Genomic DNA, 24,673 nt, shown 5'->3' with positions numbered 1-24,673 from the left:
CATCCTCCTAAAACTTCCTCACATATCGCTCAGTAGAACTAAGCAGCTGACATCCATTCTTCCCAAAAACATCCTTCATCCACTCATTTTGTACATTTGTCTCGCCAATATAATAAGATGCACCTATTTCCTTTAAGACAAACATTGCACCTGTAAAGAATGCTGCTTCGTACCCTTTATTTCGCATATTTGGAGCCATTACGAAATACATAAGTTTCCCTTCTTCTAACGTACCTTTCTCAATATGCGGGATTACAATTCCTATTGGCTCTTCGCTTGCAACTGCTGTTAAACAATGTTCTTTCCATTGCTCACCAATTTCTTGTTTCATCATATGTACAAATTGATTATAGTCGACTTGTTCTTTCGTCATTTCGTTCCAAAAAGAATAAAAAGTATCCTCTCCTACTTCTTCAATCAGCTTAAAATCAATTTCACTTTCTACATCTTCTACTTCATATATATCCTTAAATACAATCATGTTTTCAGTAACATATTCAAATGAATACGTTTCAAAACATTTCTTATACACATCATAATTTGGACTTTTTGAAGAGATCTCAAAATGTAATTTTTCTACCCCCTCTTTTTCAGCCTCAGCAACGCAATATTGCATGATCTCTTTTAATTGCTCTTCTGTAAAAGCCTCTGCATTATTTTCTTTTATCATGATAGAAGAAGCACTTCTTCTTATTTTAAAATGTTTTTCTAACTGTTCTATTGTCGTCATATTCTTCCCTCATCTATGTCATACTCGAATTTCTAATGGTTCTCCTTGCATGAGCAGGATTGTCCTTGAATATATAGAATACTAGAAAAGATCGCATCTTTAAAGTGCGGAGGAGGTTCTCCATTGGATATTACAGCATTGCAACAACAGTTAGAGCTTATACAACAAAATGACTATACGCAACTGCATCATATAAATGTAAATGAGTTAACTTTGAACATGCTTCAGTACATCGGAACGACTGATAGTTACGTTCGTTACCAACTTATATATAAATGTTTTGCGCATTTCATTCATCATGAATTCCTTATGGACGATCAGCTGAAATTACTGTTACAAACATGTTTAAGTGATGAGTATTTATATTGTGACATTTACTCCCCACATACAGATGGGGTTTTCACACGTTCTTACACTGTTTCTTTAATTGCGTTAATACTTCAATTCGCTAACTCTCACTACTTTTTTACAGAAGAGGATATTGAAGAGATAAAAAATAAACTCATTACATATACAAACTTAGAAATGGACTTTCGAGGATATATCGAAAATAAAGGATGGGCTCATTGTATCGCCCACGTATCTGATGCTTTCACTGAAATTGTTCATAATTCACATACGACTTTTGAGTGGTATGAAGAGCTCATTCATTGTTTATTAAATAAAATCTTCATTCCATCTGATATTTTTCATAATAACGAAGATGAGCGTATTGTTACGCCATTAATATCCATGCTGTATCATGACTTCCAGCAAGATGAGTTAATTTCAATTATTTATAAAAAAATAAAAAGGCTTCCTCAAATTAGAAAACGCCTTTCGCTTAATGAGTATTGTATTTTATGTGCCAACATTAAAACCTTTTTACGTACATTATTTTTTAGAACAAAAGATGATCATAACTTAGCCTATACAGCACGTAAAACAGAAAAAATGTTAAAAGAACTTCCAAACTATTATTAAATACAAGGAGAAAAATTATGGGTTATATTGAAGACGTAAGAAATCTAGTAGGAAATCATCCACTTATATTAATAGGCTCACACGCCATTATATTAAATGAGAAAAATGAAGTATTACTACAGCTCCGAACAGACTTTAACCGTTGGGGTATTATTGGTGGTGCCTTAGAATATAACGAGACGTTAGAAGATGCTTTAAAACGAGAAGTATTTGAAGAAACTGGGCTTATCATTAAAAATCCAGAACTGTTCCGTACATACTCAGGACCAGATTTTTTTCAAATCTATCCAAACGGCGATCAAGTACACGGTGTACTCGTTATTTATATTTGCCGAGAATTCCACGGTGAACTTATATGTGATCAAGCTGAGTCAAAAGAATTACGCTTTTTTCCGCTTGATAGGTTGCCTATTACTCTTCATCCAGTCATTGAGCGGATTATTAAAGAGTTTCAGCACTCTAATTAAAAAACATTACAAAATAAGTACCTTATATTTTATATAAAAATATAACAACCTCATTTCTCGTCATTACAACGTGAAATGAGGTTGTTATCGTTCACCGTAAATCCCTATTTCCCCAAAAAATAATTAGATGATTTAACGTTCTTTTTCTACAGCTTTATATCCCTTTACAAATAAAATAGTTATATAAGAAATAATGAATGAAAAAACAGTATACATGCCCACCCAAAAGAAAAATGATGGATCGTACAATGTAACATTGAACATAAGAAAAATAAGAAATGTTACCATTGGCATCGCGTAAAATGTACCTATTTTATATGTCACAGCTATTGAAAACATACAAATAAGCAATGGATATATACAGAAAATAAAAATTGACTCACTCAATGTTATGTCCCCCTTTCTGAAGAAATAATAGCTTTCTCTTAAACATTTTGGGGAACAACAAAGTTTTATATTTTTTATTCGTTATTAGTAAATAAAATGTTAGATTGTTATCTCGATCTGATTTCCTTCAGGATCACTTACTACACTTTCATAATAACCATCTCCTGTAGTGCGTGGGCCATTTAACAGAGGATATCCTGCTTCTCTTAACCTATCCGTTAATTGGTCTACTTTTTCTTTGCTACCTACAGAAAATGCCATATGGGCATATCCTACTGTTTGTTTTTTTATTACATCGTCTATCCCTACCTGTCTCATAAGTTCTAGACGCGCACCACCTTCAAAAGTTATAAAGTAAGATTCAAACTTTTTTTTCGGATTGTGATACAATACATTCGCTTCACCATTGAAGTACTGTTTATAGAAATCACGCATGCCTTCTAAATCATTCACCCAAATTGCTACATGTTCAATTCTCATAATCGACACCTTTTCTTTTTATGGTATTCAACCAACAATTTGATATTTAATTTTCTTTGCTTGTTCTTGTAATCATAAGATCAAGTCCAAGGCTTTTTAATCCATATAAATAATCTTCTTCCCAATCGCTTACTGTTATTTTCGGAATATGTTCCGCCGGAATGTACTGTGGACAACTTTTTACAATTTGATCTATTACAAATTGATTCACTTCATCATCACAGAAAATAAACGCATGTGGATTAATAATAGCTATACATGTAGAAATTAATCGAGTAATAGCATCTATATTATATTCCTCTGGATTATTCGAATCTCTCACTTCATCTCCACTTCTCAAAGCTTGTAAGAAATTTTTATTATCATACTGCGGAACAAAAGATATCTCTCCCGAGAAAAATGTACTTCCTCGGACTACATCCCCATTTATCATAATACCCGCACCTGGACCATTTTGACCTGAATACAAATATACAAGAGAGGAATTGTCATGGTTTCCAGTGTTTTTATAATAACCAAGCACTGCGGCATTCATATCGTTCTCTATTACTACAGGTATAGAGAACAGATCCTCCAAATGACTTTTTAAATTAAAATTTTGGAACTTTTCATAACCAGGTATATAAAAAATACGACCATTATCTACCGAACCGGGCACACCAATTGATATAGAGCTTATTTTCGGGAATGTAGCGATAAGACTTTCAATATGTTTAGATAATAGGTTTACGCCAGTATCAATTAATGCACTTGAAGTACTTCCTTTTTCTTTTACTTCCCCTAAACAGTTAAAAATCGTATAGTTTGTCTCATTTTTTTCTAAAAATATCGCTAAACCTAACATATATTCCGGATTATAAGCATATCGTTTCGCTCTTCTTCCACCACTTGAATCATCTAAACCGACTAAAGTGACTTCACCGTCTTGTTTCATATTTTCTATAAATTTACTTATCGTTGGAAAACTGATTTCTAATGTATTACTAAGTTCAACTTTCGTTGCACTACCTCGCTCTAAAAGAGCTGTACGAATGCCGCGAAGGATCGTCTCTTTAATCGATTTTTGAGTAACAAATTGTTCACTCAAATCGCTCACCACCTTAATCAACATACTTATTAAACACTTTTAATAAGTTGCGTTGACAATATATCACACATCATTTTCTAAAGCAATAGAGATGATATATTTCCACTGCATGCACTCCTTGTTTAGCTCGATTTATTCTCTCTCGTAACAGACGATACAATTCCAGATAAGAGAACAAATAATAAAACAGCTAGCAAGGCATTACGTATTCCGAACGATTCCCCTAGTATACCTAAAAATGGTGGTCCGACTAAAAAAGCTGTATAACCGATGATAGAAACTGCAGCAACATTAGAAGTCGCATTTTCACGATCATCTCCAGCAGCAGAAAGACCAATTGGGAAACCTAGCGCCGCACCAATCCCCCACAGCACTACACCAACTGCTAGAAAATACGAGTTACTCCCAAATATTACGATTAAAATTCCTATAATCGCCACCATAATAGTAGCACGTACGACAGCGACACGACTGAATCGATCAAGGAAATAACTACTACACATACGAGCTAACGTCATTGCCAATACAAAAATTGTGTACATAATAGAACCTGTCACTACACTTTGCTGATGTCCATCTACCATCACGATAGGCAGCCAATCATTTGCACTTCCTTCTGCAAATGCCATTCCAAGCACAAAAAGACCAATTAAAAGCACCTTTTTTTCCATACGTAAGGAAGTACGCTTCGCTCGCTTTTTGTTCTGCGATTTCTCTTTCTTTCCTGTTCCGTGCGGAAGAAAACGATACACCATACATACAAGTAATAAAAACACGGCCGAAATCGCAAGAAACTGATACAGGATTGGGATGTGAAGCGAGGCGGCGACAGTGCCACTGAGCGCGCCTACTAAAGTTCCTACGCTAAAAAACCGTGGAATTTCGGTAGAAGTGCCATTCCTAATTTCTGCTCTATTGAAGAGCCTTCTACATTCAATGAGACTTCTGCCAACCCATATCCTACTCCAAATACTAGCAAGCTACCAAAAGCCCCTATGCTAGAAACAAAATAAATATTAATACTTAAACAAAGTAATCCAACAATTATTAAAAACATACTGCCTATAATAACGTCTCTAGCTCCCTTACAGTCAATAAAATGACTTGCACTCAGTAAACCAATTATTGAACCGACAGATAAACCGAACAAAATCCAGCCCATTTCTGCATTTGAAACTGCTAAAATATCTCGCGCCGCTGCTGTTCTAGAAATCCATGTAGCAAACGCGACACCTGGCAAAGCAAATAAGAGAAAAAGAGCGTTTCGAGAGGCAAGTAATGTCTTTGTATGATTGTCCGCACTATTTTTCTTCATATGAAACACCTTTAACATTGTCTATACAATACGACACCAGTTTATTCAATCATCCGTGAAAAACGATTTCTATAAGTCTATCATTTTCATAACTTTGGCTGGGTTACCACCAACAACTACATTACTAGGTACATCTTTTGTCACAACTGCTCCTGAAGCAATTACAGCATTGTCTCCAATTGAAATACCAGGGTTAATTATAGCTCCCCCGCCAACCCAAACATTGTTACCAATCTTTACAGGTTTCCCATATTCTTTGCCAGAATTCCGTTCTACTGGATGCAACGGATGCGTAGCAGTGTAAATGTGAACACCAGGTGCAAACATACAATTATCACCGATTCGAACTTCACAAACATCTAAAATCACACAATTAAAATTTGCGAAAAAGCTCTTTCCAACATGGATATTGTAACCATAATCACAACGAAAATCAGGATTAATGTGGGTTTTCCCATCAGCTGAAGAACCTAAAAGCTGATTTAATAACGTAAAACGTTGTTCATCTCCTGTCTCCATTGCCTCGTTATAAAGGCGTGTTAAACGTTTTGCCTCCACCCTATCAGCCACTAATTCTTCGTCATCTGCAATATACATTTCTCCCGCCAACATCTTTTCTTTTTCCGTTTTCATAGAATCATCTCCTTTGTAATCAAATGAGTCCTACTTATTAAACCTCTTTAATAAGCGACTTTAATTACACTTATTAAACACTTTTAATAAGCATCCCTATATTAACATACTTTTTAAAATGTGCAATTAATAAATTTAGAAAGACGATGCGAATTCCTCATTTTGCATGTAGATATAACGAATAAATAATTAAAATTCATATAGAAAAAACAAGGGAACGCTCAGCGTTCCCTCTCAAATCCAATCCGTTTTTTAATTTCCACCAAATTCACCTTCGCAATAGTCCCTGCCCTCTCAGCACCTTTTTCTAACGCTTCATATAGTAAATGCGGTTCATTCATATACGTTGCGTATTTTTCCCGAGGTCCTGCTAACTCACGATCTACAACGCGAAATAACTCTTTTTTTACATCGCCCCATCCGATTCCAGTTTCATATTTTTCACGCATTGACTGAATTTCATCTTTTGTCGCAAATTCTTTATAGATTGTAAATAACGTTTCTAGTTCTTTCGGTTCATTTGGAAGTGAAGAATCTGTTTTTATTTTTAAAATAAGCTTTCGTAGTTTTTCTCGCTCTGCAAATAACGGGATAACATTCCCATAACTTTTACTCATTTTTCTTCCATCAAGACCAGGTAAAATTGCCCCTTCTTCTTGCACTACATACTCTGGAAGCGTAAATGTCATGCCAAATGTATGATTAAAATACGTCGCAATATCACGAGCAATTTCAATATGCTGAATTTGATCTTTTCCAACAGGTACATGAGTAGCTTGAAATAATAATATATCAGCCGCCATTAAAATCGGGTACGTATATAACCCCATATTCACACCTGCATCAATTTCTAATCCCGCTTCTTTATTTTGCTCTACCTTCGCTTTATATGCATGGGCACGATTCATAAGCCCTTTCGGAGTTAGACAAGCTAATATCCAAGCTAATTCCAAAATCTCTGGCACTTCTGTTTGTCGATAGAAAATAACATCTTCTCCAAGTCCGAGTGATAACCATGTAGCTGCTACCTCTTTTGTATAACTACTGAACTTCTCTGGATCATGCACTGCATTTAACGCATGATAATCAGCTATAAAGTACAATGCTTTTCCTTCATTATTTTTTGACATTTGCAATGCAGGTTTAATTGCACCAATATAATTTCCTAAATGCGGATAACCCGTTGGTTTAATTCCTGTTAACATTATTTTTTCGCTCATACTAACTCCTCCTTTCTCAAAATAAAAAACAAAAAGAGTCTCTCATCCTTAAAAAGGACGAGAGACTCCCGCGGTACCACCTTTATTAGCTATCATTAGCTCACTTCATACTTCGATAACGTGAAGTAACCGTCTTTACCTACTCATTTCAGTTAGAAGCTCCAGAGCCCATTCCATATTCATCCCTTACTGATTCCCACCACATATCAGCTCTCTGAAAAGTTTTGAACATGTACTCTTCTCTTTCATTGCTTTTTCGTTTTTTACAGTTTATCACATTCCCTTTCCAATTAAACCCTAATTTTCTGTTTTATATAGCAGGAATTTCCACCTTAATTGTCTAATAATATATAGGTTTGCAGAAGTAATCGAAACAACTTTGGAGGTTTTTTCATGGTAAAATATATATCCATTTTAGGTTCAACAGGATCCATTGGCACATCTGCATTAGATGTCGTTTCCGCTCATCCTGAACATTTTAAAATCGTCGGTTTAACCGCAAATTATAATATCGATCTTCTCGAAAAACAAATTGAATCGTTTCAGCCTCGTATTGTAAGCGTAGCGACAAAAGAATTAGCGGACACATTACGTTCTCGTATTTCAACAAATACAAAAATTACATATGGAACTGATGGTTTAAATGAAGTATCTACCCATCCTGATACAAATCTTGTATTAAGTTCAGTTGTCGGTGTTTCAGGTTTACTCCCAACAATTGAAGCATTAAAGGCGAAGAAAGATATCGCCATCGCTAACAAAGAAACTTTAGTTGCCGCTGGTCATATCGTAACTGAACTAGCGAAACAAAACGGATGCCGCCTAATTCCAGTCGATAGTGAGCATTCAGCTATTTTCCAATGTTTAAACGGAGAAAATAATAAAGAGATTGAGAAGTTAATTGTCACAGCTTCTGGCGGCGCTTTTCGTGATAAAACACGTGAAGAAATGAAAACATTACAAGCGAAAGATGCTTTAAAACACCCAAACTGGTTAATGGGAGCAAAACTAACGATAGATTCTGCCACGTTAATGAATAAAGGGTTTGAAGTGATGGAAGCTAAATGGCTGTTCAATATTCCTTATGAAAAAATTGATGTTATGATTCATAAAGAAAGTATCATTCACTCCTTAGTGGAATTTATTGATGGATCAGTCATGGCACAGCTCGGTGCTCCTGATATGAGAATGCCGATTCAATATGCGTTTCACTACCCTACTCGACTACCTTCATCCTATGAAAAATTAAATTTATTAGAAATTGGTAGTTTGCATTTTGAAAAACCAAATTTAGAGAAGTTCCCCTGTCTACAATACGCATTTGAATGTGGCAAAATTGGCGGTACAACTCCAGCCGTATTAAATGCAGCGAACGAAATTGCAAATGCACTATTTCTTAAAAATGAAATTGCATTTTTTGATATCGAAAAAACAATTTACAATACAGTTGAAGCTCATCATAACGTAAAAGATCCTTCACTCGATGCTATATTAGAAGCTGATCAATGGGCACGCCAATACGCAAATCAATTATTAATAAAAAAGAGCTAAAACAGTTTTCTCTGTTTTAGCTCTTTTTTTACGTATTCAATTTTACAAATCTATAACCATGTGTAACTAACACTTTTAATATCGCATATCCTGGAATTGCTAAAACTATCCCCATAATACCGAATAAATTACCAGCAGTTAAAATGATAAAGATTATTGTAATCGGATGGATATCTAGCTTTTTCCCCATTACTTGCGGGGAGATAAACTTACCTTCTGCTAATTGCACAACCATCATAACGATAATTACCTTTAAAACCATTCCTGGCGAGTCAATAAATGCGATAATTAACGCTGGAGTTATTGCAATAACTGGACCTACGTACGGAACGATATTTACAATCATCGCTAAAATAGCAAGTAATACCGCATATTTAATACCAATAATAAGATAGCCAATTAATAGCATGATACCGATAAACAAGCTAACGATAATTTGCCCTCTTATATACGAACTAATCGCATAATGCATATCATCTAGTATTCTCATTGCTGCCGGTTGTCTTTGCTCTGAAATAAACTTCAAAAAGTGATTCGGTAATTGTTCACCATCTTTTAATAGATAGAACAATATAAACGGAACCATGACAAATGTTAAAACAACTTCTGTAAGTGTACTTAAAAATCCAGTTACATTTCCAGTTACTGATGATAATGACTTTGTAAAATCAACTGTATAGTCTTTTACTATATTCGCTACATCAATATTTAAATTCTCCTGAATTTTACCAAGTAAATTACTTTCCCCAAATCTACGTGCTGCTCGTTCGATTTCATGACCGAAATACGGTAAGTTATCTATTAATGCATCAATTTGATCTTTAATAATAGGGATAACCGTTACAACTAAAAACACAAATAATCCTAGTACTATTAAATATATCGAGGCTATCGATACGATTCTTGAAACACCTTTCTTTTCTAAAAGTGAAACGAATGGGTGCAAGATATAAAATAGCACTCCGGCTAATAATACCGGGAAGAATATTGTTTTTAAAAAGACGATAAACGGAGTAAAAACGAAAGAAATTTTTGTTAGCAATAATATGTTAATGAACAATAATGCAAATCCAAGTAACACTGCTAAATAATTTTGTTCCCTAAAAAACTTTTTTAACTTGTCTCTTTTTCTTATATTTACTTTTTCCAATGAAACCACCTCTTTGAATGATGAAAAGCCCTTACTCAGGGCTTTTCATCATTATCTATATCTTTATTTCCTTGCAGCTTTCACTACAAATGATACAATAAGAATTAATACGATTGCTCCTAATAATGCTGGCACGACATGAATTCCACCAAATGATGGCCCAAAAGATCCAAATAATCTACCACCTAACGAAGCACCTAATAAACCTGCGATAATATTTCCGAACATACCACCTGGGAAATTTTTACCTGTTATAGAACTAGCAATTGCACCTATAATAGCACCAACTATTAATGTGATAATCCATCCCATTTTTAGTCCTCCATTTCTATTATAGTTTGTATGATCAAATACAAGAGTAACAAAACTCTCATATAAGATTACTAATTCATTTACACTAACCATATTCTGCTATAAAAATAAACGCAAGGACATTATATGTATGGAGATACATATATTATATGCAAAAAAGAAAATCATTGTCAAACTTACCCGAAAATCAATTATATTAATATACCATATTCAAAGGAGGCTTCATTATCTATGATTCTTACTTTAAATGCCACTTCTTTTGAAGTTGCATCATCCATTTTACAAGTTCAAATTCCATCTTATAAAGTTGAAGCAGATTATTTAAACAGTACTGCAATCCCCCGTTTATATGATACTGTAAACGATATTCAAAATTGCGGTGAAACATTCTATGGATATTTTTCTGAAAATAAACTTGTCGGCTTTATTTCTTTTATGCAAGAAGAACAGCTAATTGATATTCACCGACTAGTTGTATCGCCTGATTTTTTTCAAAAAGGAATTGCAACGAAACTCTTAAGTTATATATTTAACATGTTCCCTTCTTCCATGGCATATATTGTACAAACAGGTAAAGCGAATACCCCTGCTATTGCATTATATAAAAAACACGGCTTCATTGAAGTAACCGATATAACAATTACCGATCGTATGATTCTTACACAACTGAAGAGACGGAAAACATAAAATAGTTTGACTTATTAGTTTATTTATGTTATCTTTTACTTTATAATACCTTTTGCTGAGTCCAAATTTTGGAGCGGGGGAACCATTTTTGTAGCAATGCTACTTGGGGCGAATCTTTTTTAAGTAGGGATACTCTCACTTCCCGAGTCCGACAGCTAACCTCGTAAGCGTAATGGGAGAGGAAGGTGCTTTTTGCCTATGTTACACAGTATACCTCCTTAACTATAAAATCTGGAATCGATATCATTTTAGAGACCTATATTTATAGAAAAGGAGAGATGTATTATGTTACGTTTATCTGATCACGCAATAAAAATGATGGAGCAAAGACTTCGACTCGAACAACACCGCACATATCAAGCAAATAAAGTTGTAGATAACTTACATCACAAATACTTTTTCCAACATATTTTTCAACCAAAAAGATAAGTACTGACCTTTAACAAAATACAGCGCACACTAAAAAAGCGTGCGCTGTATTTTTCATTTTCTTGCCTTCACAATAAAAGTAGTCGGCACCATTCTAGCTTTATATAAAGAATAATATTTGCGTACCTTTCATATTCTACATTCCCCCATCCATTTTGCTTTCTCTAATATTAATTACATATCATAACCAGATCGCCCTTTTCTCTTCGCCCGGTAGTTTTTCACTTTCGCAATCGTACCGCATGCTCTTCCTCCTTCTTCTCCAACATACATACCGCACCATCTTTTACTTCCATTTCGCGAATGATCATAAAATACCCAGCGACAATCCGGACATGCTTTTAACCTTCCCCACACATTTTCTTGAATTGACATTAACACAATGTTTAATACTTTTGTATACACATTCTCTTCATATACTGGTTCATATGTAATACCTTTCATATCTTCCTTTATATGTACATGAAATGGGTATTTTTCTAACCATTTTTGCAATGATCCTTCGCCTTCAATTGTCATCCGAATATCTTCTCGAAAACCTCTTAATTCCTCTATCGTATGAAACGGAAACTCTTCATGAAAATATTTATTCATAAATTGCTTTATATTATCTTCTGTTTGCAGCAAATCAATTGCTTCTCTCGTATCATTTGGTATTCTCCATGTATTTAAAAATTCTCGAATATATTCTAATTCATGTGGTGCGTTCTGATTCAATTCCATTCACCTTCTTCTTAAAATTTACTTTTTTCTGACTTTATGTATAATTATAATATAAAATAGTTAACCATTAAATGATTTTACCGGTTACAATATTAGGAGGAGTTTTATGAAAAGTTTCTCAATACCGATACGTTTCATGCTTATTTCTTCATTCTTTATGTCTTTTGGGTATTTTGCAGTATACGCATTTTTAGCTATTTATCTATTAACTTTTCTTCATTTTTCTGCTGTCCAAGTAGGAACAGTATTGACGGTTATGACCATCACATCACGAGTTATCCCATTATTCTCAGGGTTAATTGCTGACAAAATAGGCTATATCATCATGATGATAGCCGGATTATTTTTAAGAGGAATCGGATTTATCGCTTTAGGAATATGCTCTGATTTCTATACAATTTCTATTTCTTCTGCACTTATTGGCTTCGGAACCGCATTTTACGAACCTGCTGCTCGTGCCATATTCGGCTCACAACCAGCTCATATGAGAAAAAATTTATTTACATATTTAAACCTGAGTTTTAATTGCGGTGCAATAATTGGACCAATTGCAGGAGGATTCTTACTCTTACTCGATTCCATCTATGCTTTCTTTCTAACAGGATCACTTATGCTGTTATTCGCTTTTATCTTTTACTTACTTAAAAATCACTTCCAAGTCACTACTGAAAACACATCTATTACATTAGGAATACAGGCTATCTTACAAAACAAGCCTTTTCTTCTGTTTTCATTTATCATGATTTTCTTCTATATTATGTTTACTCAGCTTACTGTCGCACTTCCACTTCATATGAAAAACATTAGTAATAGCAACCAGCTTGCTACACTCGTTATTACGATAAATGCAATAACAGGCGTTATATTTATGGTGTTATTTCGAAAACTATTTCACAAATACAACACGCTGTCGATTATTAAATACGGTATTTTATTAATGGGCATTTCCTTTTTACTCATCCCTTTATTCCAGCACCCCTATTGGTTATTTATTTGTGTAATTTTATTTACAATTGGTGAAACACTCGTATTACCTAACGCTGATATCGCTATTGCAAATTACAGTAACGAATCATATACAGCTACTTACTTCGGATTCTATCAACTATCACTCGCATTTGGTTTTATCATCGGTAATTATACCGGTACATCTTTTACATCCAACTTAAACGGAATGTATACACCATGGCTTATTTTCAGCGGAATAGGACTTATTGGTTTTATTTCACTACATATTTTAAATATAAAAAAAGGATTACCTAAGGAGGATATATACCTATGTAATGATACGAAACATCTTTAACAAATTTCAGTCGAGATGGTACCTTTAGACAAGCAACCTATAATAAAAAAATTCGACCGTCATGTTTGACAGTCGAATCTCTTTATTCTTCATATTCAAGACGATTATGTCTTTTACAACCAAATAAATAGCACCCCCCTATATGACAAGTTTCAAATTCTAACCCTGGAACATATCCAGATTTGATACGTTCTATCATTGTTTTATAACAATTATTCTCTTCTGTATATTCCTCAATTAACTCTTTCTTATCTTTTTCTGTCCAGTTTTCTTCTACTTCTTCAGTCTGAACATCTTCTATTTCTGCTGTTTTCGCTTCGATAGATTCCCGTATCACTTCATTTATACGCGTGAAATTATTAGCTTTATATAGAGCATAAACAAATCTACCAATCCAATTGGGGCTTTTCCAAACTTCTTTGTATCCCCTTTCGAACCATTCAATTGCTTCTTTATAGCAATTCAACTCAACATATAAATCTGCTACATGAATTTCTCCTATAAGATCATCAGATTCCCTGTTAAAAGTATCTAACTTCTCTTTCGCTTCTGTCGTTCTCCCTAAATCAATTAAACATTTTACATAGCTATACATGATATAGTCCGAATCCCCTGCAACTCGCAAGAAAAATTCCGAAGCTTTTTCCAGCTCTCCAAGGTTATAATGAGCTACAGCTACATTGTGATATGCTTCATTGGATGGTTGAATGGAAATAGACTTTTGTAATATTTCTTTCGCTTCTTCCCACTTTTTTTATTTTATGTAAATTTCCCCTAAGATGTTATAAGGAAAGTATGAGGAAGGATTCAACTTAACAACTTCTTTTATTAATTCAAGAGCTTTAGCATCATCCTCTTCCTCATAAAAGTACATCCAAGCAAGATTATTGAGAGATTGCACACCTCTAGATTCATGTACCGCTCGTTGAAATAGTTCCATTGCTTTCTCATATTCATTTTGTTCAAACATTTCAATTGCCTTCTCGTTAATGTTCAAGTAACTACCTCCGAAGTGAATGAATTCATCTATTCCATATTATTATTTTAAAATGTAACAATTTTAATTTCCATAAAAAATAAGTTCACTTCGTATTAAGTTCTTTCTCCTATCTACATTTCATCATATATTTGGATATCCAATTCGTAATGATTTTAACAACACCGCTTTCGAAAGAAAATATATATCTACTGTAAAAATACTGATTTACAACAATAAGTAAACTTTTCAATCTCTCTTAAACTGGATATACACCCTGTTACATTTTACATATTATGGTACAATTGAAATGAGTACTAGCTAAACATTTACGCTCCACACTAGCAGTTTAGCAATGCCAAAATCAAAAATCACTTGAAATTGGGGGATGTTATGAAAAAGAAATTAATTGTTCTTCTATTCATCGGAATCATATTATCAGGATGTTCAACTATAGCAGAAAATTCTTTAGAAACCGGAAACGGAAGTATGGAATTATTAACACCAACGATTACAACAAAAGATAATGAATTAGAAATTAAGACGGAAGGTATTGATGAAAATAAAGTAACTTTTATTTATGTCGCTAATAAAAAAGTATTGGAACAAAAAATAAAGAATAGTGAATCCTACAAACTTGATATTACAGGTATCAATGATGCTCATAGGACAGACTATAAGCCAAAAGTTCAACTTTTGCAGACTAAGGATGATAATAAAGATGGAGAGATGATAACTTTTAAGCAAGTTAGATATACAGTTAAAAAAAATTAATTTTAGAGTTATTTCATTATAAATGTAACGTATGAAAATATACTTTTAACAGAGGGTAAATGTAAGGGGTGCTAACATGAAAAAACGATGGATTTCTTGGTGGATTGGTAACATATTTTGGATTATCCTTTTTGGAGTGTGGGCAGCTATTATTTGGCTACGAGATGTCGATGGTGCTGGTGTTACTCAAACATCCGAAATTAAATCAATATCACTTATTGTTTTATTAATCGCGTTTATCATACCGATATTTATTCAAGTTATATGGCTAATCATTAATTTGAGGGTTAGTAGAAAAAACAATTATACGATTTAGTTTTTTAAATTAACAGATACATACTTTTTATAAAAAAGAGAGGAATCTAATTCGATTCCTCTCTTTTACATATGTGATTATGCCGTGCTTTTAAAGCGGCACTATTCCCTTTTTACGATGCATGATCGTCTTTCTTCTTCTTCAACAACGCTCTCTTCTTCATCGCCTTCGTTAAATATCCGCCTTTAAACGAACGGATTTCATAAGAAGACATAAACGCTTTCGGTGCAATTTCATTAATAATTTCTAAAAGTTCTTTCTCTCTAGAGCGCTTTGCAACGATATCTAAGCGATAACGTATAGAATTAATTCCTTCACCTTCAAATACTGTAACGCCAAATCCACAGTGACGTAATTCATCTACTAATTCATTACAACGGTCTAGTAAACTAACTTGATACGTAATATATCCAATTGCTAATTTATTCTCTATATAACCGCCTAATAATAGTCCCGCACTAAAGCCGATGACATAGGCAACGATGTTCATCCAATTTGATAAATCTTGAAACACAATCCCTAAACTGACAATGTAAATAGCTCCTTCTAACAATCCTACACCAGCAGCGGATCTTGTTTGATTCTTTACAAGCAAAATCGTTCGGATTGTTAATACTGGAACATATATAATTTGAAGCACAAAAATAAGTAACGCTTGTAACATTGGTATCCACCTCTTTCAAAAAGTCTTTTGTCATGATAACATACATAAGCTTTAGAAATCGATGGGTTTTTAAATTTTTTAAAATTATTTTTCGTACTATTGAAAAACCGAAAAAAGAAGCGTATTATATTTGTCGTGAATTTGATTCCTGTCATTCACTCGCTTAAATAAAAAAAGGAACCCCCATTAGGCCCCTTTTATTATAGCTCTATGTTATTAGAAGCCTTTTCTCTTCGCTTCTCTTCTTCTTTTACTAACTGTATATTTGCATAAGCTAAATTCGCAATCATTAAAAAGTGACCACCTAAAATACCTGTACCAAATGCCCACATTTCCATTTCATGCTCAATTTCATACATAATGATAGCTCCTAAAATTGCAGCTGCAAATCGGTTTAAAACCCCTAATCCAGGAGCCTTTTCTTTCATTACAATACTTCTTCCTAGTTTCTCCACCCTGCGAGCTAATAACCAAAGACAGTATGCACTTACAGCTAATCCAATACCGAATCCTGTCACTTGTTTTCCAAACGGAGTAATCGTCCACATAAGTAGTAAACCACTAAAGATCGCATACAATTGTAATCGATATACACGTAAGGCTTCTTGAATCAAAATATCCGCTCCTAATTCCTCATTTTTTATGCTTTAGAAGAAAAGCAGCAACTTACACAGTTGCTGCTTTCTCTTCTTCTTGTTCTTGTTCTTGTTCCATTTTACGAATTTCAACACGTTTAATTTGGTAAGCGTCTTTTTCTAACACTTTAAATTCATAACCTTCTGCTTCAACATGTTGTCCTTCTTCAATTTCATGATTTTGCATCATAATCCATCCACCGATTGTATCCACATCTTCTTCTTCAATGTGTAATCCAAACAGATCTTTTACTTCTGAAATAAGCACTTTTCCATCAACAATTTTATGGTACTCGTTCACATGTTGAATTGGTGGTGCTTCATCTTCATCATATTCGTCACGAATTTCGCCGACGATTTCCTCCAAAATGTCTTCAAGCGTTACAATTCCAGCTGTTCCTCCGTACTCATCATATAAAACAGCCATCGGAATTCGCTTCTTCTGCATTTGCAGTAATAAATCGTGAATTGGAGTTGTTTCCATCACTTCAATAATCGGACGCATATACGAGCGAATTGACGATAAATCTTTTTGATCCTCGGTCATATATCGAATAAAGAAATCTTTTACATTGACCATACCGATAATATCATCTTTATCTTCTCCAAAAATCGGATAACGTGTATATCGCTCATTTTGGATTACTTTCATGTGTTGTTCTACTGAATCTTCAAGGTAGAAACCAACGATTTCTGTTCGCGGTACCATAATCTCTTTTGCAATGCGATTATCAAATTCAAATATATTATTTACATACTTGTATTCAGCTTGATTAATTTCGCCACTTTCATAGCTATCTGAAAGAATAAGACGCAATTCTTCTTCTGTATGAGCTACTTCATGTTCAGAAGCTGGTTTCAAACCGAATAAACCAGTTATAATACGAGCTGAACCGTTCAATACCCAAATAAATGGATACATGATTTTATAGAACATCATTAACGGCGTTGCCAATAACAACGTTACTTTTTCAGCCTTTTGAATTGCCAACGTTTTCGGAGCTAACTCCCCAACTACAACGTGTAAATATGTCATTAGCATAAAAGCAAGACCAAAAGTTAATACTGATGAGATAGAAGGGTTTATGTTCCATTTCTCAAATAACGGGTGTAATAACTTTTCGATTGTCGGTTCACCTAACCAACCTAATCCCATAGCTGTAACTGTAATACCTAATTGACAAGCAGATAAATATTCATCTAAATTTGTTGTTACCTTTTTCGCTGCTAAAGCACCGCGTTTCCCTTCCGCAACAAGCTGATCAATACGACTTGAACGTACTTTTACAATCGCAAACTCTGCTGCTACGAAAAATCCAGTAAATGCGATTAAAATCGCAACCATGACTAAATTAAATATTTCCAATGAATCCCCTTAGTTAAAAAACTAAGGTGTCCACCTCCTGTATACTATAATGTTTTCTTATTTGTTCGTTAGAAAACATAGCCCGATACAAAAATTAAAGAGGTCGGATTTCACTTATTCTATAATAATAGAGCAAGTGTCTGTATTAAAGCTGTCGTTTGACATGATAAAGATTTCGATATTTTTTCACGTTGTGAATCAGTCAATCCATCTAAAAGCGGCTTTAACTCTGTTAACTCTGCTTCTAATCGATGAATATGGTCTGTCACTTCATTCACTTGTTTCGAAACGTGTTCATTGATACCGAGCAGCTTCTTGTTCTCCTCGATTTTCTCTTTAATCTCACAAAGCGGCATATGCATTTCTTTGCACTTCTCAATAAATTGTAATGTCTCAAATGCTGTTTCGTCGTAATAGCGATAATTAGATTGAGATCGCTCCGCTTTCAAGATACCTAGATTCGTATAATAATCAATCGTTCGTTTCGACACGTGAGCCATGAGAGCCAACTGTCCGATTCGATACACCTTCCCAACGATCTTCCCCCCTTGTTTATATTACTACCATCATACAACACATAAACTGTACAGTCAAACGTGATGGTTTGTTGTTCACAATTTATACAAACTTACAAGATCAACCTACTATTACACCCGTAATTTACGGCTATACAATAAAATTACTAAACTATTACCTAATCAATATATAGCCCACACCTTTTAACCTTTCTTATTTAAAAGCATATCCTAGTAATAACGATTGCCTGTATAGGAGGAGATTGACATAAAAAGGACTATCATTTCTCATTTTTATAACGAAGAGTATTTACTCCCATGGTGGCTTATGCATCACACAAAAATATTCGATCACGGTATTTTAATTAATAGAGGTTCTACTGATCGTTCCGTAGAGATTTATAAACTACTCGCACCCCACTGGGAAGTGCGAGACTCCAGATTTCTTGAGTTTGATCCAACTAATACTGATATTGAAGTGATGGAAATTGAAAGAGAAGTTTCAGGTTGGAAAATCGTTTTAAATACTACAGAGTTCTTTTGTTGTAATAATAAAGAAGAGTTTTTCTCATCTCTTCATACACTAGGACAAAACATGTATGCGATTAGAATGATTTTAATGATAGATAGTCATATTTACAATTATTCAAAGCCAAGATATTCTATCCCATTAGTAGAACAACGATACCACGGTGTCTTCCCTTATAACCCAAAACTCGGGTGTGCTTGGAGATTTATTCATAATCATCTAGATGGTGCATATTTACCTGGTAGACATTATTCACGGCACGGGAATATAGTTTATGACTACCCTTCATTTATTTTAAAATTTTATTTTAGCCCTTGGAATGAACAGTCCAAGGCAAGAAAATTACAAATTACACCTACCCTTTCAAAAATGGGTATTCAAATGGGACTTCAAACACATTACGGTCAATCTCCTGAAGAATTGGAAACCCGTTTTTTAGAACTTAGTAACGTAACACAAGACCTCCGTAATAATCCTGAATATCAAGAATTATTTCCAAAGTTCAAACCTTAATGTTTTCTGCCTTGCCATCACCTCACACAATTTCATCCGTTTAATCAAAAACAATCTCATTTGCATAAAATATGAATACTGTATATATAATAAATTTTTATTTTAGGAGGAAAAAATGAAAGCTGTTATTCTTGCTGGTGGGTACGGTACAAGAATTGGGGAAGAAACACATTTAAAACCAAAACCTATGATTGAAATTGGAACGAAACCTATTCTATGGCACATTATGAGTTTGTATAGTCATTACGGGATTACTGAGTTTATTATTTGCTTAGGCTATAAAGGATATGCAATTAAAGAGTTCTTTCTAAATTACAACTTACACATGTCCGATTTCACAATACATTTAAGCGATAACACAATTACTAGCCACTCTCATCGTGTAGAACCATGGAAAGTTACATTAATCGATACTGGTCTTAATACCGAAACGGGTGGACGAGTGAAAAAGATTCAAAACTATGTCGGAGATGAACCTTTCTGCCTCACTTATGGCGATGGATTAAGTAATGTAAATATAAAAGAACTGATTGCATTTCATAAAAAACATGGAAAAATGGCTACTGTTACTGCCGTACAACCTCCTGGTAGATTTGGTTCTCTCATATTAGATAAACAGTCTGTAACATCTTTTCAAGAGAAACCACTAGGTGATGGTGGATGGGTTAACGGTGGGTTTTTTGTTTTAAATCATGATATTTTCAATTACATTAGTGGAGATAAGTCTGTTTTTGAAACCGAAACTTTAGTTCAGTTAGTCAACAAAAATGAACTGGCAGCATTTCAACATACTGGTTTTTGGCATCCAATGGATACATTACGTGATAAGAATAAATTAGTCGAGCTATGGGAAAATAATAACGCTCCATGGAAGGTCTGGTAATATGACTTCATCATCTTTTTGGAATAAGAAAAAAGTATTTATTACAGGACATACTGGCTTTAAAGGCTCATGGCTCACCCTTTTTTTAACTTCTTTAGGCGCAGAAGTAATCGGCTATTCTTCTCATCCTCCATCCATCCCTAACCTTTTTGAACAATGTAACGTAGCGAAAGAGTGCACAACAATGAAAGGAGATATTACAGATTACAATTCTTTATTACATGCCATTGGGCAACATAAACCCGACATTATATTTCATTTAGCAGCTCAACCAATCGTCACCACTTCATACAAAGATCCTATTGAAACATTTAAAACGAATGTTTTAGGTACTGTTCACGTACTAGAAGTAGCAAAGTACGTCGAAAGCGTACGTCTCATTATTAATGTGACAAGCGATAAATGTTATGAGAATGATGGGAGCGGTAATCAAGCATTTGTAGAATCCGACCGTTTAGGGGGCTATGATCCATACAGTGCTAGTAAAGCTTGTGCTGAATTAGTTGCAACATCGTATCAAAAATCTTTTTTTCACACGAACACCCTTTCACTCGCCTCAGTAAGGGCAGGCAATGTCATCGGTGGTGGTGATTGGGCAGAAAATCGCTTATTCCCAGATATCATTCGTGCATATTTACAAGACCATCCTTTAAGTATTCGAAACAAAAATGCTATCCGACCGTGGCAACATGTTTTGGATCCTTTACATGGATATATCCTTTTAGCTGAGAAACTTTGGAAGCATAAAGAGTATGCAGAAGCATGGAATTTCGGACCAATTAACGAGGCTAACAGAACCGTCCATGATGTCATTCAATCTGTAATAAAATTATGGAATAAACCATTAACAATACTTTCTCCCACTATAAATACTCCTTATGAATCACCTATTTTAACACTCGATAGTACAAAAGCAGTAAATAAACTAGGCTGGACTCCTAAGCTATCAACAGAAACTGCTATCGCTTGGACCGTTGAATGGTACGAAAAACATGCATCCGGTGAAAATATAGAATCGTTCACACGACAACAAATCGAAGCATTCAAAAATTTATAAGGGGGCTATAAAATGGAACAGAAAAAATGCCGTTTTTGCCACTCATTACTAACAAATTCGTTTTTAGATTTAGGCGTCTCCCCTCTCGCCAACTCATTCATAGCTCCAAAAAACTCATATAAAATGGAACCTTTTTATCCGCTGCACACATTTGTTTGTAATTCTTGTTTACTTGTGCAATTAGATGAATTTGAATCACCTAATAATATTTTCCATGATTATTTATACTTCAGTTCTTATTCCTCAAGTTGGCTACAGCATGCCAAACAATACGTAGAAATGGCAATTGAGCGATTCCATTTAACGAAAAATTCGCAGGTAATTGAAATCGCAAGTAACGATGGGTATTTATTGCAATACTTTCTTAAAGAAAACATCAATACGTTAGGAATTGAGCCAGCAAAAAATGTAGCAGAAATCGCAATTCAAAAAGGAATTCCTACTGAAGTGAATTTTTTCAGTAACGACTTAGCAAACAATCTTCCACAAGCGGATTTAATCATTGCAAATAACGTATTAGCACACGTTCCGAACTTGCATGATTTTGTCGCTGGCCTAAAAACATTATTAAAACGAGATGGTACGATAACAATTGAATTCCCCCACCTATTAAACCTTATATCTTGTAAGCAGTTCGATACTATCTATCATGAGCACTTTTCCTACTTCTCACTTATAAGCCTTCAAAAAATTTTAGCTCATCATCATTTACAAATTGTTGATGTAGAAGAACTTTCAACTCACGGTGGTTCATTGCGTATTTTCATAAAACATCTAAGCGCCCAATCAACTATCCATTCCAATGTTACAAATTTAATCCAAAAAGAAATAGATCACGGGCTAGATACATTAGATTGCTATCTCCTTTTTTCTAAACGAGTGGAACAATTGAAAATAAATATTTTAAAGTTTTTTATTGAAGCGAAAGCTTTAAACAAACAAATTATCGGCTACGGCGCTCCAGCTAAAGGAAACACCCTTTTGAATTATTGCGGGATAGGTAAAGAATTTCTAGCATATACAGTAGATAAAAATCCTCACAAACAAAATCTCCTTTTACCAGGAACTCGTATTCCAATAAAGTCTCCAGAAGAAATTAAACGTACAAAACCAGATTACATTCTCATACTTCCTTGGAATTTGAAAGACGAAATTATGAAGGAATGCTCTTTCATTCGTGAATGGGGTGGCAAATTTTTAGTAACTGTTCCAGAAGTTGAGGTGATTGAACCATGAAGAAGATCCTTGTAACAGGTGGTAGTGGATGGATAGGTAAATATGTTGTACATTCCCTTATACAAAAAGGGTATGAAGTTCACGCCACATACAATAGAAATAAACCGTCTCACCTTTCCTGCCATTGGCATAAAGTAAACTTGCTTTGTGATGACGAAGTAAAACAATTTATTTCAGACATTAAGCCTAGCGACCTCATTCATTTAGCTTGGGAAGCGGTTCCTCCTGCATGCTACGTATCCATTAATAATTTCTATTGGCTAAAGTCCAGTATCTCATTGATTCAACACTTTACAGCATGCGGTGGAAAACGTATCGTTGTAGCAGGTACTGGCGCAGAGTACGAGTGGTTTAACGGTATTCTATTTGAAGATTCTCCGCTCCTTTCCTATAAAACCCCGTATTCATTATGTAAAAATGCACTACACTCCTGGTTACAGTCGTATGCACAACAAACCAGCCTCAGCGTATGTTGGGGACGAATTTTTCATATGTATGGCCCTCATGAGCACGGCAATCGACTCATTTCTAACATTATCACTTCTTTATTAAAAAACGAGGAAGCTCTATGTACACATGGAAAACAATCAAGAGATTTCCTCCATGTGGGTGACGTCGCTAATGCTCTTGTCACATTATTAAACTGCAACGTTACAGGCACAATCAATATCGCTTCTGGTCACTCTGTACAAATTAAAGAATTAGCTTCTATCATTGCTAAAAAAATAGGAAAAGAAAATTTAATTAAACTAGGCGCTATCCCTTTTCCTAAAGATGAACCTTTATTCGTCGGCGTGAATGTGGAACGTTTAACAACTGAAGTAAACTGGAAACCAACATACGATTTAAATACAGGAATTGAAGAAACAATTTTATGGTGGGAATCATCTATACAAAAACATACCAATATGCAGCACTAAAACGTAAATCTTGCGCTCCTCTCGCTAAATCCTTATACCATTCTTCTAATTTTTCCGGCGTAATAATATGGTGCGTACCCATTCCTCCATGCTTACTAGCTTCAGAAAGCGTCGGACCAATTTGTAACTTTCTCTTTCTCATCGCATCGTTCCACGGACTAAACCCAAACCATAATATACAAGCAAGAGGCGGATAGATCATAGATTCATGCGCTGATAAATGTCTTCCAACCGTATAACTTCCGTGTTCATGATTATGAATAAATCTACCTCTTCTCCATAACGGCCAATCTTCTGGTAAATAACCGTGAAATCGCTGTTTCATTAAAGGGATTCCAAAGTTAAGGTCCGGATAATTATAGTTAGGATCATCAACCATAATAAGCCCTTCCAGCCAATACATCCTCCCTCCCAATTCATTTAGCGATTTCCAAAACTGATTTTTATCTTGCACACAAAGAAACTCAGTCGTATTTAAAATCATTTTCCATCCTTTTACTTCTTGTTCTACCCTCATCACTTCATGATCTGTCGCAAATGCATCAAACTCTGGATTTACAGAATCTCGTACTTCCCAATGCGGTGCGAACTTCTTACAAATTTCGACTGAACGATCTGTAGAACCTTTATTAATTAAAATGCCATGATCAAACAGTTTCGTATGATGAATAAGCCACCATGGTAATAAATACTCTTCATTATAAAAATGAGAGATAACGGTTGTAGTAATGTAAATCTCCTCCTCTTTCTCTATCAATCTATTTTTTCATACTACTCTTAATATACTTACCAGTTATGTAATTGGTTTCTTTTATTTTAAAAATATGTTTTTCTACCATATACTATGCTTTC

At 34.5% G+C, this 24,673-nt stretch carries 27 protein-coding genes, 2 pseudogenes, 1 riboswitch and 1 other annotated feature; of the genes and pseudogenes, 13 read left to right on the top strand and 16 right to left on the bottom strand.

Going from position 1 to position 24,673, the window contains the following annotated elements:
- Positions 1–7: 7 nt before the first annotated feature.
- A complete protein-coding gene (locus A6J74_RS28340) occupies positions 8–730 on the bottom strand; it encodes a hypothetical protein (protein WP_000207397.1) in 723 nt (240 codons plus the stop codon).
- 123 nt (positions 731–853) lie between these two features.
- On the opposite strand from A6J74_RS28340, the gene A6J74_RS28335 reads away from it, so the two are divergent.
- Together A6J74_RS28335 and A6J74_RS28330 are read left to right on the top strand one after the other, a co-directional pair.
- Entirely contained in the window at positions 854–1,693 is an 840-nt protein-coding gene (locus tag A6J74_RS28335) for a DUF2785 domain-containing protein (protein ID WP_000355436.1), read from the top strand.
- Positions 1,694–1,710: 17 nt separating this feature from the next.
- Positions 1,711–2,160, top strand: coding sequence for an NUDIX hydrolase (locus A6J74_RS28330; protein WP_000540494.1), 450 nt, complete (start codon positions 1,711–1,713; stop codon positions 2,158–2,160).
- Between the two features lie 132 nt (positions 2,161–2,292).
- On the opposite strand, the gene A6J74_RS28325 is transcribed toward A6J74_RS28330, so the two are convergent.
- The 6 genes and pseudogenes from A6J74_RS28325 to A6J74_RS28300 form a co-directional block, all read right to left on the bottom strand.
- On the bottom strand, positions 2,293–2,547 hold the full coding sequence (locus A6J74_RS28325; protein WP_000004285.1) for a YbeF family protein: 255 nt from the start codon (positions 2,545–2,547) through the stop codon (positions 2,293–2,295).
- 99 nt (positions 2,548–2,646) lie between these two features.
- Positions 2,647–3,027 carry a VOC family protein gene (locus A6J74_RS28320; RefSeq protein ID WP_001217527.1) on the bottom strand — a complete coding sequence of 127 codons (381 nt, stop codon included), beginning with the start codon at positions 3,025–3,027 and terminating at the stop codon, positions 2,647–2,649.
- A 46-nt stretch (positions 3,028–3,073) separates the two neighbouring features.
- Positions 3,074–4,114 carry an ROK family transcriptional regulator gene (locus tag A6J74_RS28315; protein ID WP_000003042.1) on the bottom strand — a complete coding sequence of 347 codons (1,041 nt, stop codon included), beginning with the start codon at positions 4,112–4,114 and terminating at the stop codon, positions 3,074–3,076.
- A gap of 122 nt (positions 4,115–4,236) precedes the next feature.
- Positions 4,237–5,429: pseudogene (locus tag A6J74_RS28310) on the bottom strand (MFS transporter).
- A 69-nt stretch (positions 5,430–5,498) separates the two neighbouring features.
- Positions 5,499–6,062: a maltose O-acetyltransferase gene (locus A6J74_RS28305; protein WP_000845607.1), complete on the bottom strand. Its 564-nt coding sequence runs from the start codon at positions 6,060–6,062 to the stop codon at positions 5,499–5,501.
- A 221-nt stretch (positions 6,063–6,283) separates the two neighbouring features.
- Positions 6,284–7,282, bottom strand: a complete 999-nt coding sequence (locus A6J74_RS28300; RefSeq protein ID WP_001290873.1) for a tryptophan--tRNA ligase — start codon at positions 7,280–7,282, stop codon at positions 6,284–6,286.
- A 50-nt stretch (positions 7,283–7,332) separates the two neighbouring features.
- Positions 7,333–7,540 (bottom strand) — a binding site (T-box leader).
- A 135-nt stretch (positions 7,541–7,675) separates the two neighbouring features.
- On the opposite strand from A6J74_RS28300, the gene A6J74_RS28295 reads away from it, so the two are divergent.
- The gene (locus A6J74_RS28295) at positions 7,676–8,833 is read left to right on the top strand and encodes a 1-deoxy-D-xylulose-5-phosphate reductoisomerase (protein WP_000241778.1); all 1,158 of its coding nucleotides are present in this window, start codon (positions 7,676–7,678) and stop codon (positions 8,831–8,833) included.
- A gap of 28 nt (positions 8,834–8,861) precedes the next feature.
- Here A6J74_RS28295 and A6J74_RS28290 read toward each other — a convergent pair whose 3' ends face one another.
- Complete coding sequence (locus A6J74_RS28290) at positions 8,862–9,983, bottom strand: AI-2E family transporter (protein ID WP_000416922.1); 1,122 nt, start codon at positions 9,981–9,983, stop codon at positions 8,862–8,864.
- 63 nt (positions 9,984–10,046) lie between these two features.
- On the bottom strand, positions 10,047–10,295 hold the full coding sequence (locus tag A6J74_RS28285) for a GlsB/YeaQ/YmgE family stress response membrane protein (RefSeq protein WP_000539733.1): 249 nt from the start codon (positions 10,293–10,295) through the stop codon (positions 10,047–10,049).
- A 231-nt stretch (positions 10,296–10,526) separates the two neighbouring features.
- On the opposite strand from A6J74_RS28285, the gene A6J74_RS28280 reads away from it, so the two are divergent.
- Together A6J74_RS28280 and A6J74_RS30160 are read left to right on the top strand one after the other, a co-directional pair.
- Entirely contained in the window at positions 10,527–10,982 is a 456-nt protein-coding gene (locus A6J74_RS28280) for a GNAT family N-acetyltransferase (protein ID WP_000604100.1), read from the top strand.
- 43 nt (positions 10,983–11,025) lie between these two features.
- Positions 11,026–11,168, top strand: a riboswitch (cyclic di-AMP (ydaO/yuaA leader).
- A gap of 99 nt (positions 11,169–11,267) precedes the next feature.
- Positions 11,268–11,411 (top strand): hypothetical protein, encoded by a 144-nt coding sequence (locus tag A6J74_RS30160; RefSeq protein WP_000945246.1) that lies wholly within the window; start codon positions 11,268–11,270, stop codon positions 11,409–11,411.
- A 174-nt stretch (positions 11,412–11,585) separates the two neighbouring features.
- Here A6J74_RS30160 and A6J74_RS28270 read toward each other — a convergent pair whose 3' ends face one another.
- A complete protein-coding gene (locus tag A6J74_RS28270; RefSeq protein ID WP_002109373.1) occupies positions 11,586–12,128 on the bottom strand; it encodes a CGNR zinc finger domain-containing protein in 543 nt (180 codons plus the stop codon).
- Between the two features lie 112 nt (positions 12,129–12,240).
- Here A6J74_RS28270 and A6J74_RS28265 point away from each other — a divergent pair, with 112 nt between their 5' ends.
- Positions 12,241–13,437: an MDR family MFS transporter gene (locus A6J74_RS28265; RefSeq protein ID WP_000834837.1), complete on the top strand. Its 1,197-nt coding sequence runs from the start codon at positions 12,241–12,243 to the stop codon at positions 13,435–13,437.
- An 82-nt stretch (positions 13,438–13,519) separates the two neighbouring features.
- Here A6J74_RS28265 and A6J74_RS28260 read toward each other — a convergent pair.
- Positions 13,520–14,434: pseudogene (locus A6J74_RS28260) on the bottom strand (tetratricopeptide repeat protein).
- A gap of 372 nt (positions 14,435–14,806) precedes the next feature.
- On the opposite strand from A6J74_RS28260, the gene A6J74_RS28255 reads away from it, so the two are divergent.
- Together A6J74_RS28255 and A6J74_RS28250 are read left to right on the top strand one after the other, a co-directional pair.
- Entirely contained in the window at positions 14,807–15,187 is a 381-nt protein-coding gene (locus tag A6J74_RS28255) for a hypothetical protein (protein WP_000727885.1), read from the top strand.
- A gap of 76 nt (positions 15,188–15,263) precedes the next feature.
- Positions 15,264–15,503: a DUF3923 family protein gene (locus A6J74_RS28250; RefSeq protein ID WP_000747675.1), complete on the top strand. Its 240-nt coding sequence runs from the start codon at positions 15,264–15,266 to the stop codon at positions 15,501–15,503.
- A gap of 112 nt (positions 15,504–15,615) precedes the next feature.
- Here the strand turns inward: A6J74_RS28250 and A6J74_RS28245 are convergent, their stop codons facing one another.
- From A6J74_RS28245 to A6J74_RS28230, 4 genes are all read right to left on the bottom strand, one after another.
- Positions 15,616–16,167 (bottom strand): DUF2179 domain-containing protein, encoded by a 552-nt coding sequence (locus A6J74_RS28245; protein ID WP_000938448.1) that lies wholly within the window; start codon positions 16,165–16,167, stop codon positions 15,616–15,618.
- A gap of 200 nt (positions 16,168–16,367) precedes the next feature.
- Positions 16,368–16,781: an ATP synthase subunit I gene (locus tag A6J74_RS28240; protein WP_000613866.1), complete on the bottom strand. Its 414-nt coding sequence runs from the start codon at positions 16,779–16,781 to the stop codon at positions 16,368–16,370.
- Positions 16,782–16,833: 52 nt separating this feature from the next.
- A complete protein-coding gene (locus A6J74_RS28235) occupies positions 16,834–18,168 on the bottom strand; it encodes a hemolysin family protein (protein WP_000402263.1) in 1,335 nt (444 codons plus the stop codon).
- A gap of 119 nt (positions 18,169–18,287) precedes the next feature.
- Complete coding sequence (locus A6J74_RS28230; RefSeq protein WP_002039109.1) at positions 18,288–18,668, bottom strand: MerR family transcriptional regulator; 381 nt, start codon at positions 18,666–18,668, stop codon at positions 18,288–18,290.
- A gap of 343 nt (positions 18,669–19,011) precedes the next feature.
- Here A6J74_RS28230 and A6J74_RS28225 point away from each other — a divergent pair, with 343 nt between their 5' ends.
- The 5 genes from A6J74_RS28225 (at position 19,012) to A6J74_RS28205 (ending at position 23,821) form a co-directional block, all read left to right on the top strand.
- A complete protein-coding gene (locus A6J74_RS28225) occupies positions 19,012–19,725 on the top strand; it encodes a hypothetical protein (protein WP_000546527.1) in 714 nt (237 codons plus the stop codon).
- Positions 19,726–19,840: 115 nt separating this feature from the next.
- On the top strand, positions 19,841–20,608 hold the full coding sequence (gene rfbF, locus A6J74_RS28220; RefSeq protein ID WP_000648794.1) for a glucose-1-phosphate cytidylyltransferase: 768 nt from the start codon (positions 19,841–19,843) through the stop codon (positions 20,606–20,608).
- 1 nt (position 20,609) lies between these two features.
- Entirely contained in the window at positions 20,610–21,665 is a 1,056-nt protein-coding gene (gene rfbG / locus A6J74_RS28215) for a CDP-glucose 4,6-dehydratase (protein ID WP_000204569.1), read from the top strand.
- Positions 21,666–21,677: 12 nt separating this feature from the next.
- On the top strand, positions 21,678–22,901 hold the full coding sequence (locus A6J74_RS28210; protein ID WP_000435756.1) for a class I SAM-dependent methyltransferase: 1,224 nt from the start codon (positions 21,678–21,680) through the stop codon (positions 22,899–22,901).
- The gene (locus tag A6J74_RS28205) at positions 22,898–23,821 is read left to right on the top strand and encodes an NAD-dependent epimerase/dehydratase family protein (RefSeq protein ID WP_000723097.1); all 924 of its coding nucleotides are present in this window, start codon (positions 22,898–22,900) and stop codon (positions 23,819–23,821) included. Before A6J74_RS28210 ends, A6J74_RS28205 begins: the two co-directional genes overlap by 4 nt.
- Here the strand turns inward: A6J74_RS28205 and A6J74_RS28200 are convergent.
- Positions 23,790–24,578, bottom strand: coding sequence for a glycosyltransferase family 2 protein (locus A6J74_RS28200; protein ID WP_000570312.1), 789 nt, complete (start codon positions 24,576–24,578; stop codon positions 23,790–23,792). The genes A6J74_RS28205 and A6J74_RS28200 overlap by 32 nt on opposite strands.
- Positions 24,579–24,673: the final 95 nt, after the last annotated feature.

It is taken from the genome of Bacillus sp. FDAARGOS_235 (assembly GCF_002073415.2).
Lineage (GTDB): Bacteria > Bacillota > Bacilli > Bacillales > Bacillaceae_G > Bacillus_A > Bacillus_A toyonensis.
The sequence above is the reverse complement of the archived record's forward strand: the minus strand, read 5'-3'. Positions and strand labels throughout refer to the sequence as shown.

Excerpts from the sequence above, each read along its gene's own strand:
- A6J74_RS28340 (WP_000207397.1), bottom strand. The coding sequence starts at position 730 with ATGACGACAATAGAACAGTTAGAAAAACATTTTAAAATAAGAAGAAGT.
- A6J74_RS28330 (WP_000540494.1), top strand. The coding sequence starts at position 1,711 with ATGGGTTATATTGAAGACGTAAGAAATCTAGTAGGAAATCATCCACTT.
- A6J74_RS28320 (WP_001217527.1), bottom strand. The coding sequence starts at position 3,027 with ATGAGAATTGAACATGTAGCAATTTGGGTGAATGATTTAGAAGGCATG.
- A6J74_RS28305 (WP_000845607.1), bottom strand. The coding sequence starts at position 6,062 with ATGAAAACGGAAAAAGAAAAGATGTTGGCGGGAGAAATGTATATTGCA.
- A6J74_RS28300 (WP_001290873.1), bottom strand. The coding sequence starts at position 7,282 with ATGAGCGAAAAAATAATGTTAACAGGAATTAAACCAACGGGTTATCCG.
- A6J74_RS28295 (WP_000241778.1), top strand. The coding sequence starts at position 7,676 with ATGGTAAAATATATATCCATTTTAGGTTCAACAGGATCCATTGGCACA.
- A6J74_RS28285 (WP_000539733.1), bottom strand. The coding sequence starts at position 10,295 with ATGGGATGGATTATCACATTAATAGTTGGTGCTATTATAGGTGCAATT.
- A6J74_RS28280 (WP_000604100.1), top strand. The coding sequence starts at position 10,527 with ATGATTCTTACTTTAAATGCCACTTCTTTTGAAGTTGCATCATCCATT.
- A6J74_RS30160 (WP_000945246.1), top strand. The coding sequence starts at position 11,268 with ATGTTACGTTTATCTGATCACGCAATAAAAATGATGGAGCAAAGACTT.
- A6J74_RS28265 (WP_000834837.1), top strand. The coding sequence starts at position 12,241 with ATGAAAAGTTTCTCAATACCGATACGTTTCATGCTTATTTCTTCATTC.
- A6J74_RS28255 (WP_000727885.1), top strand. The coding sequence starts at position 14,807 with ATGAAAAAGAAATTAATTGTTCTTCTATTCATCGGAATCATATTATCA.
- A6J74_RS28250 (WP_000747675.1), top strand. The coding sequence starts at position 15,264 with ATGAAAAAACGATGGATTTCTTGGTGGATTGGTAACATATTTTGGATT.
- A6J74_RS28245 (WP_000938448.1), bottom strand. The coding sequence starts at position 16,167 with ATGTTACAAGCGTTACTTATTTTTGTGCTTCAAATTATATATGTTCCA.
- A6J74_RS28230 (WP_002039109.1), bottom strand. The coding sequence starts at position 18,668 with ATGGCTCACGTGTCGAAACGAACGATTGATTATTATACGAATCTAGGT.
- A6J74_RS28225 (WP_000546527.1), top strand. The coding sequence starts at position 19,012 with ATGCATCACACAAAAATATTCGATCACGGTATTTTAATTAATAGAGGT.
- rfbF (WP_000648794.1), top strand. The coding sequence starts at position 19,841 with ATGAAAGCTGTTATTCTTGCTGGTGGGTACGGTACAAGAATTGGGGAA.
- rfbG (WP_000204569.1), top strand. The coding sequence starts at position 20,610 with ATGACTTCATCATCTTTTTGGAATAAGAAAAAAGTATTTATTACAGGA.
- A6J74_RS28210 (WP_000435756.1), top strand. The coding sequence starts at position 21,678 with ATGGAACAGAAAAAATGCCGTTTTTGCCACTCATTACTAACAAATTCG.
- A6J74_RS28205 (WP_000723097.1), top strand. The coding sequence starts at position 22,898 with ATGAAGAAGATCCTTGTAACAGGTGGTAGTGGATGGATAGGTAAATAT.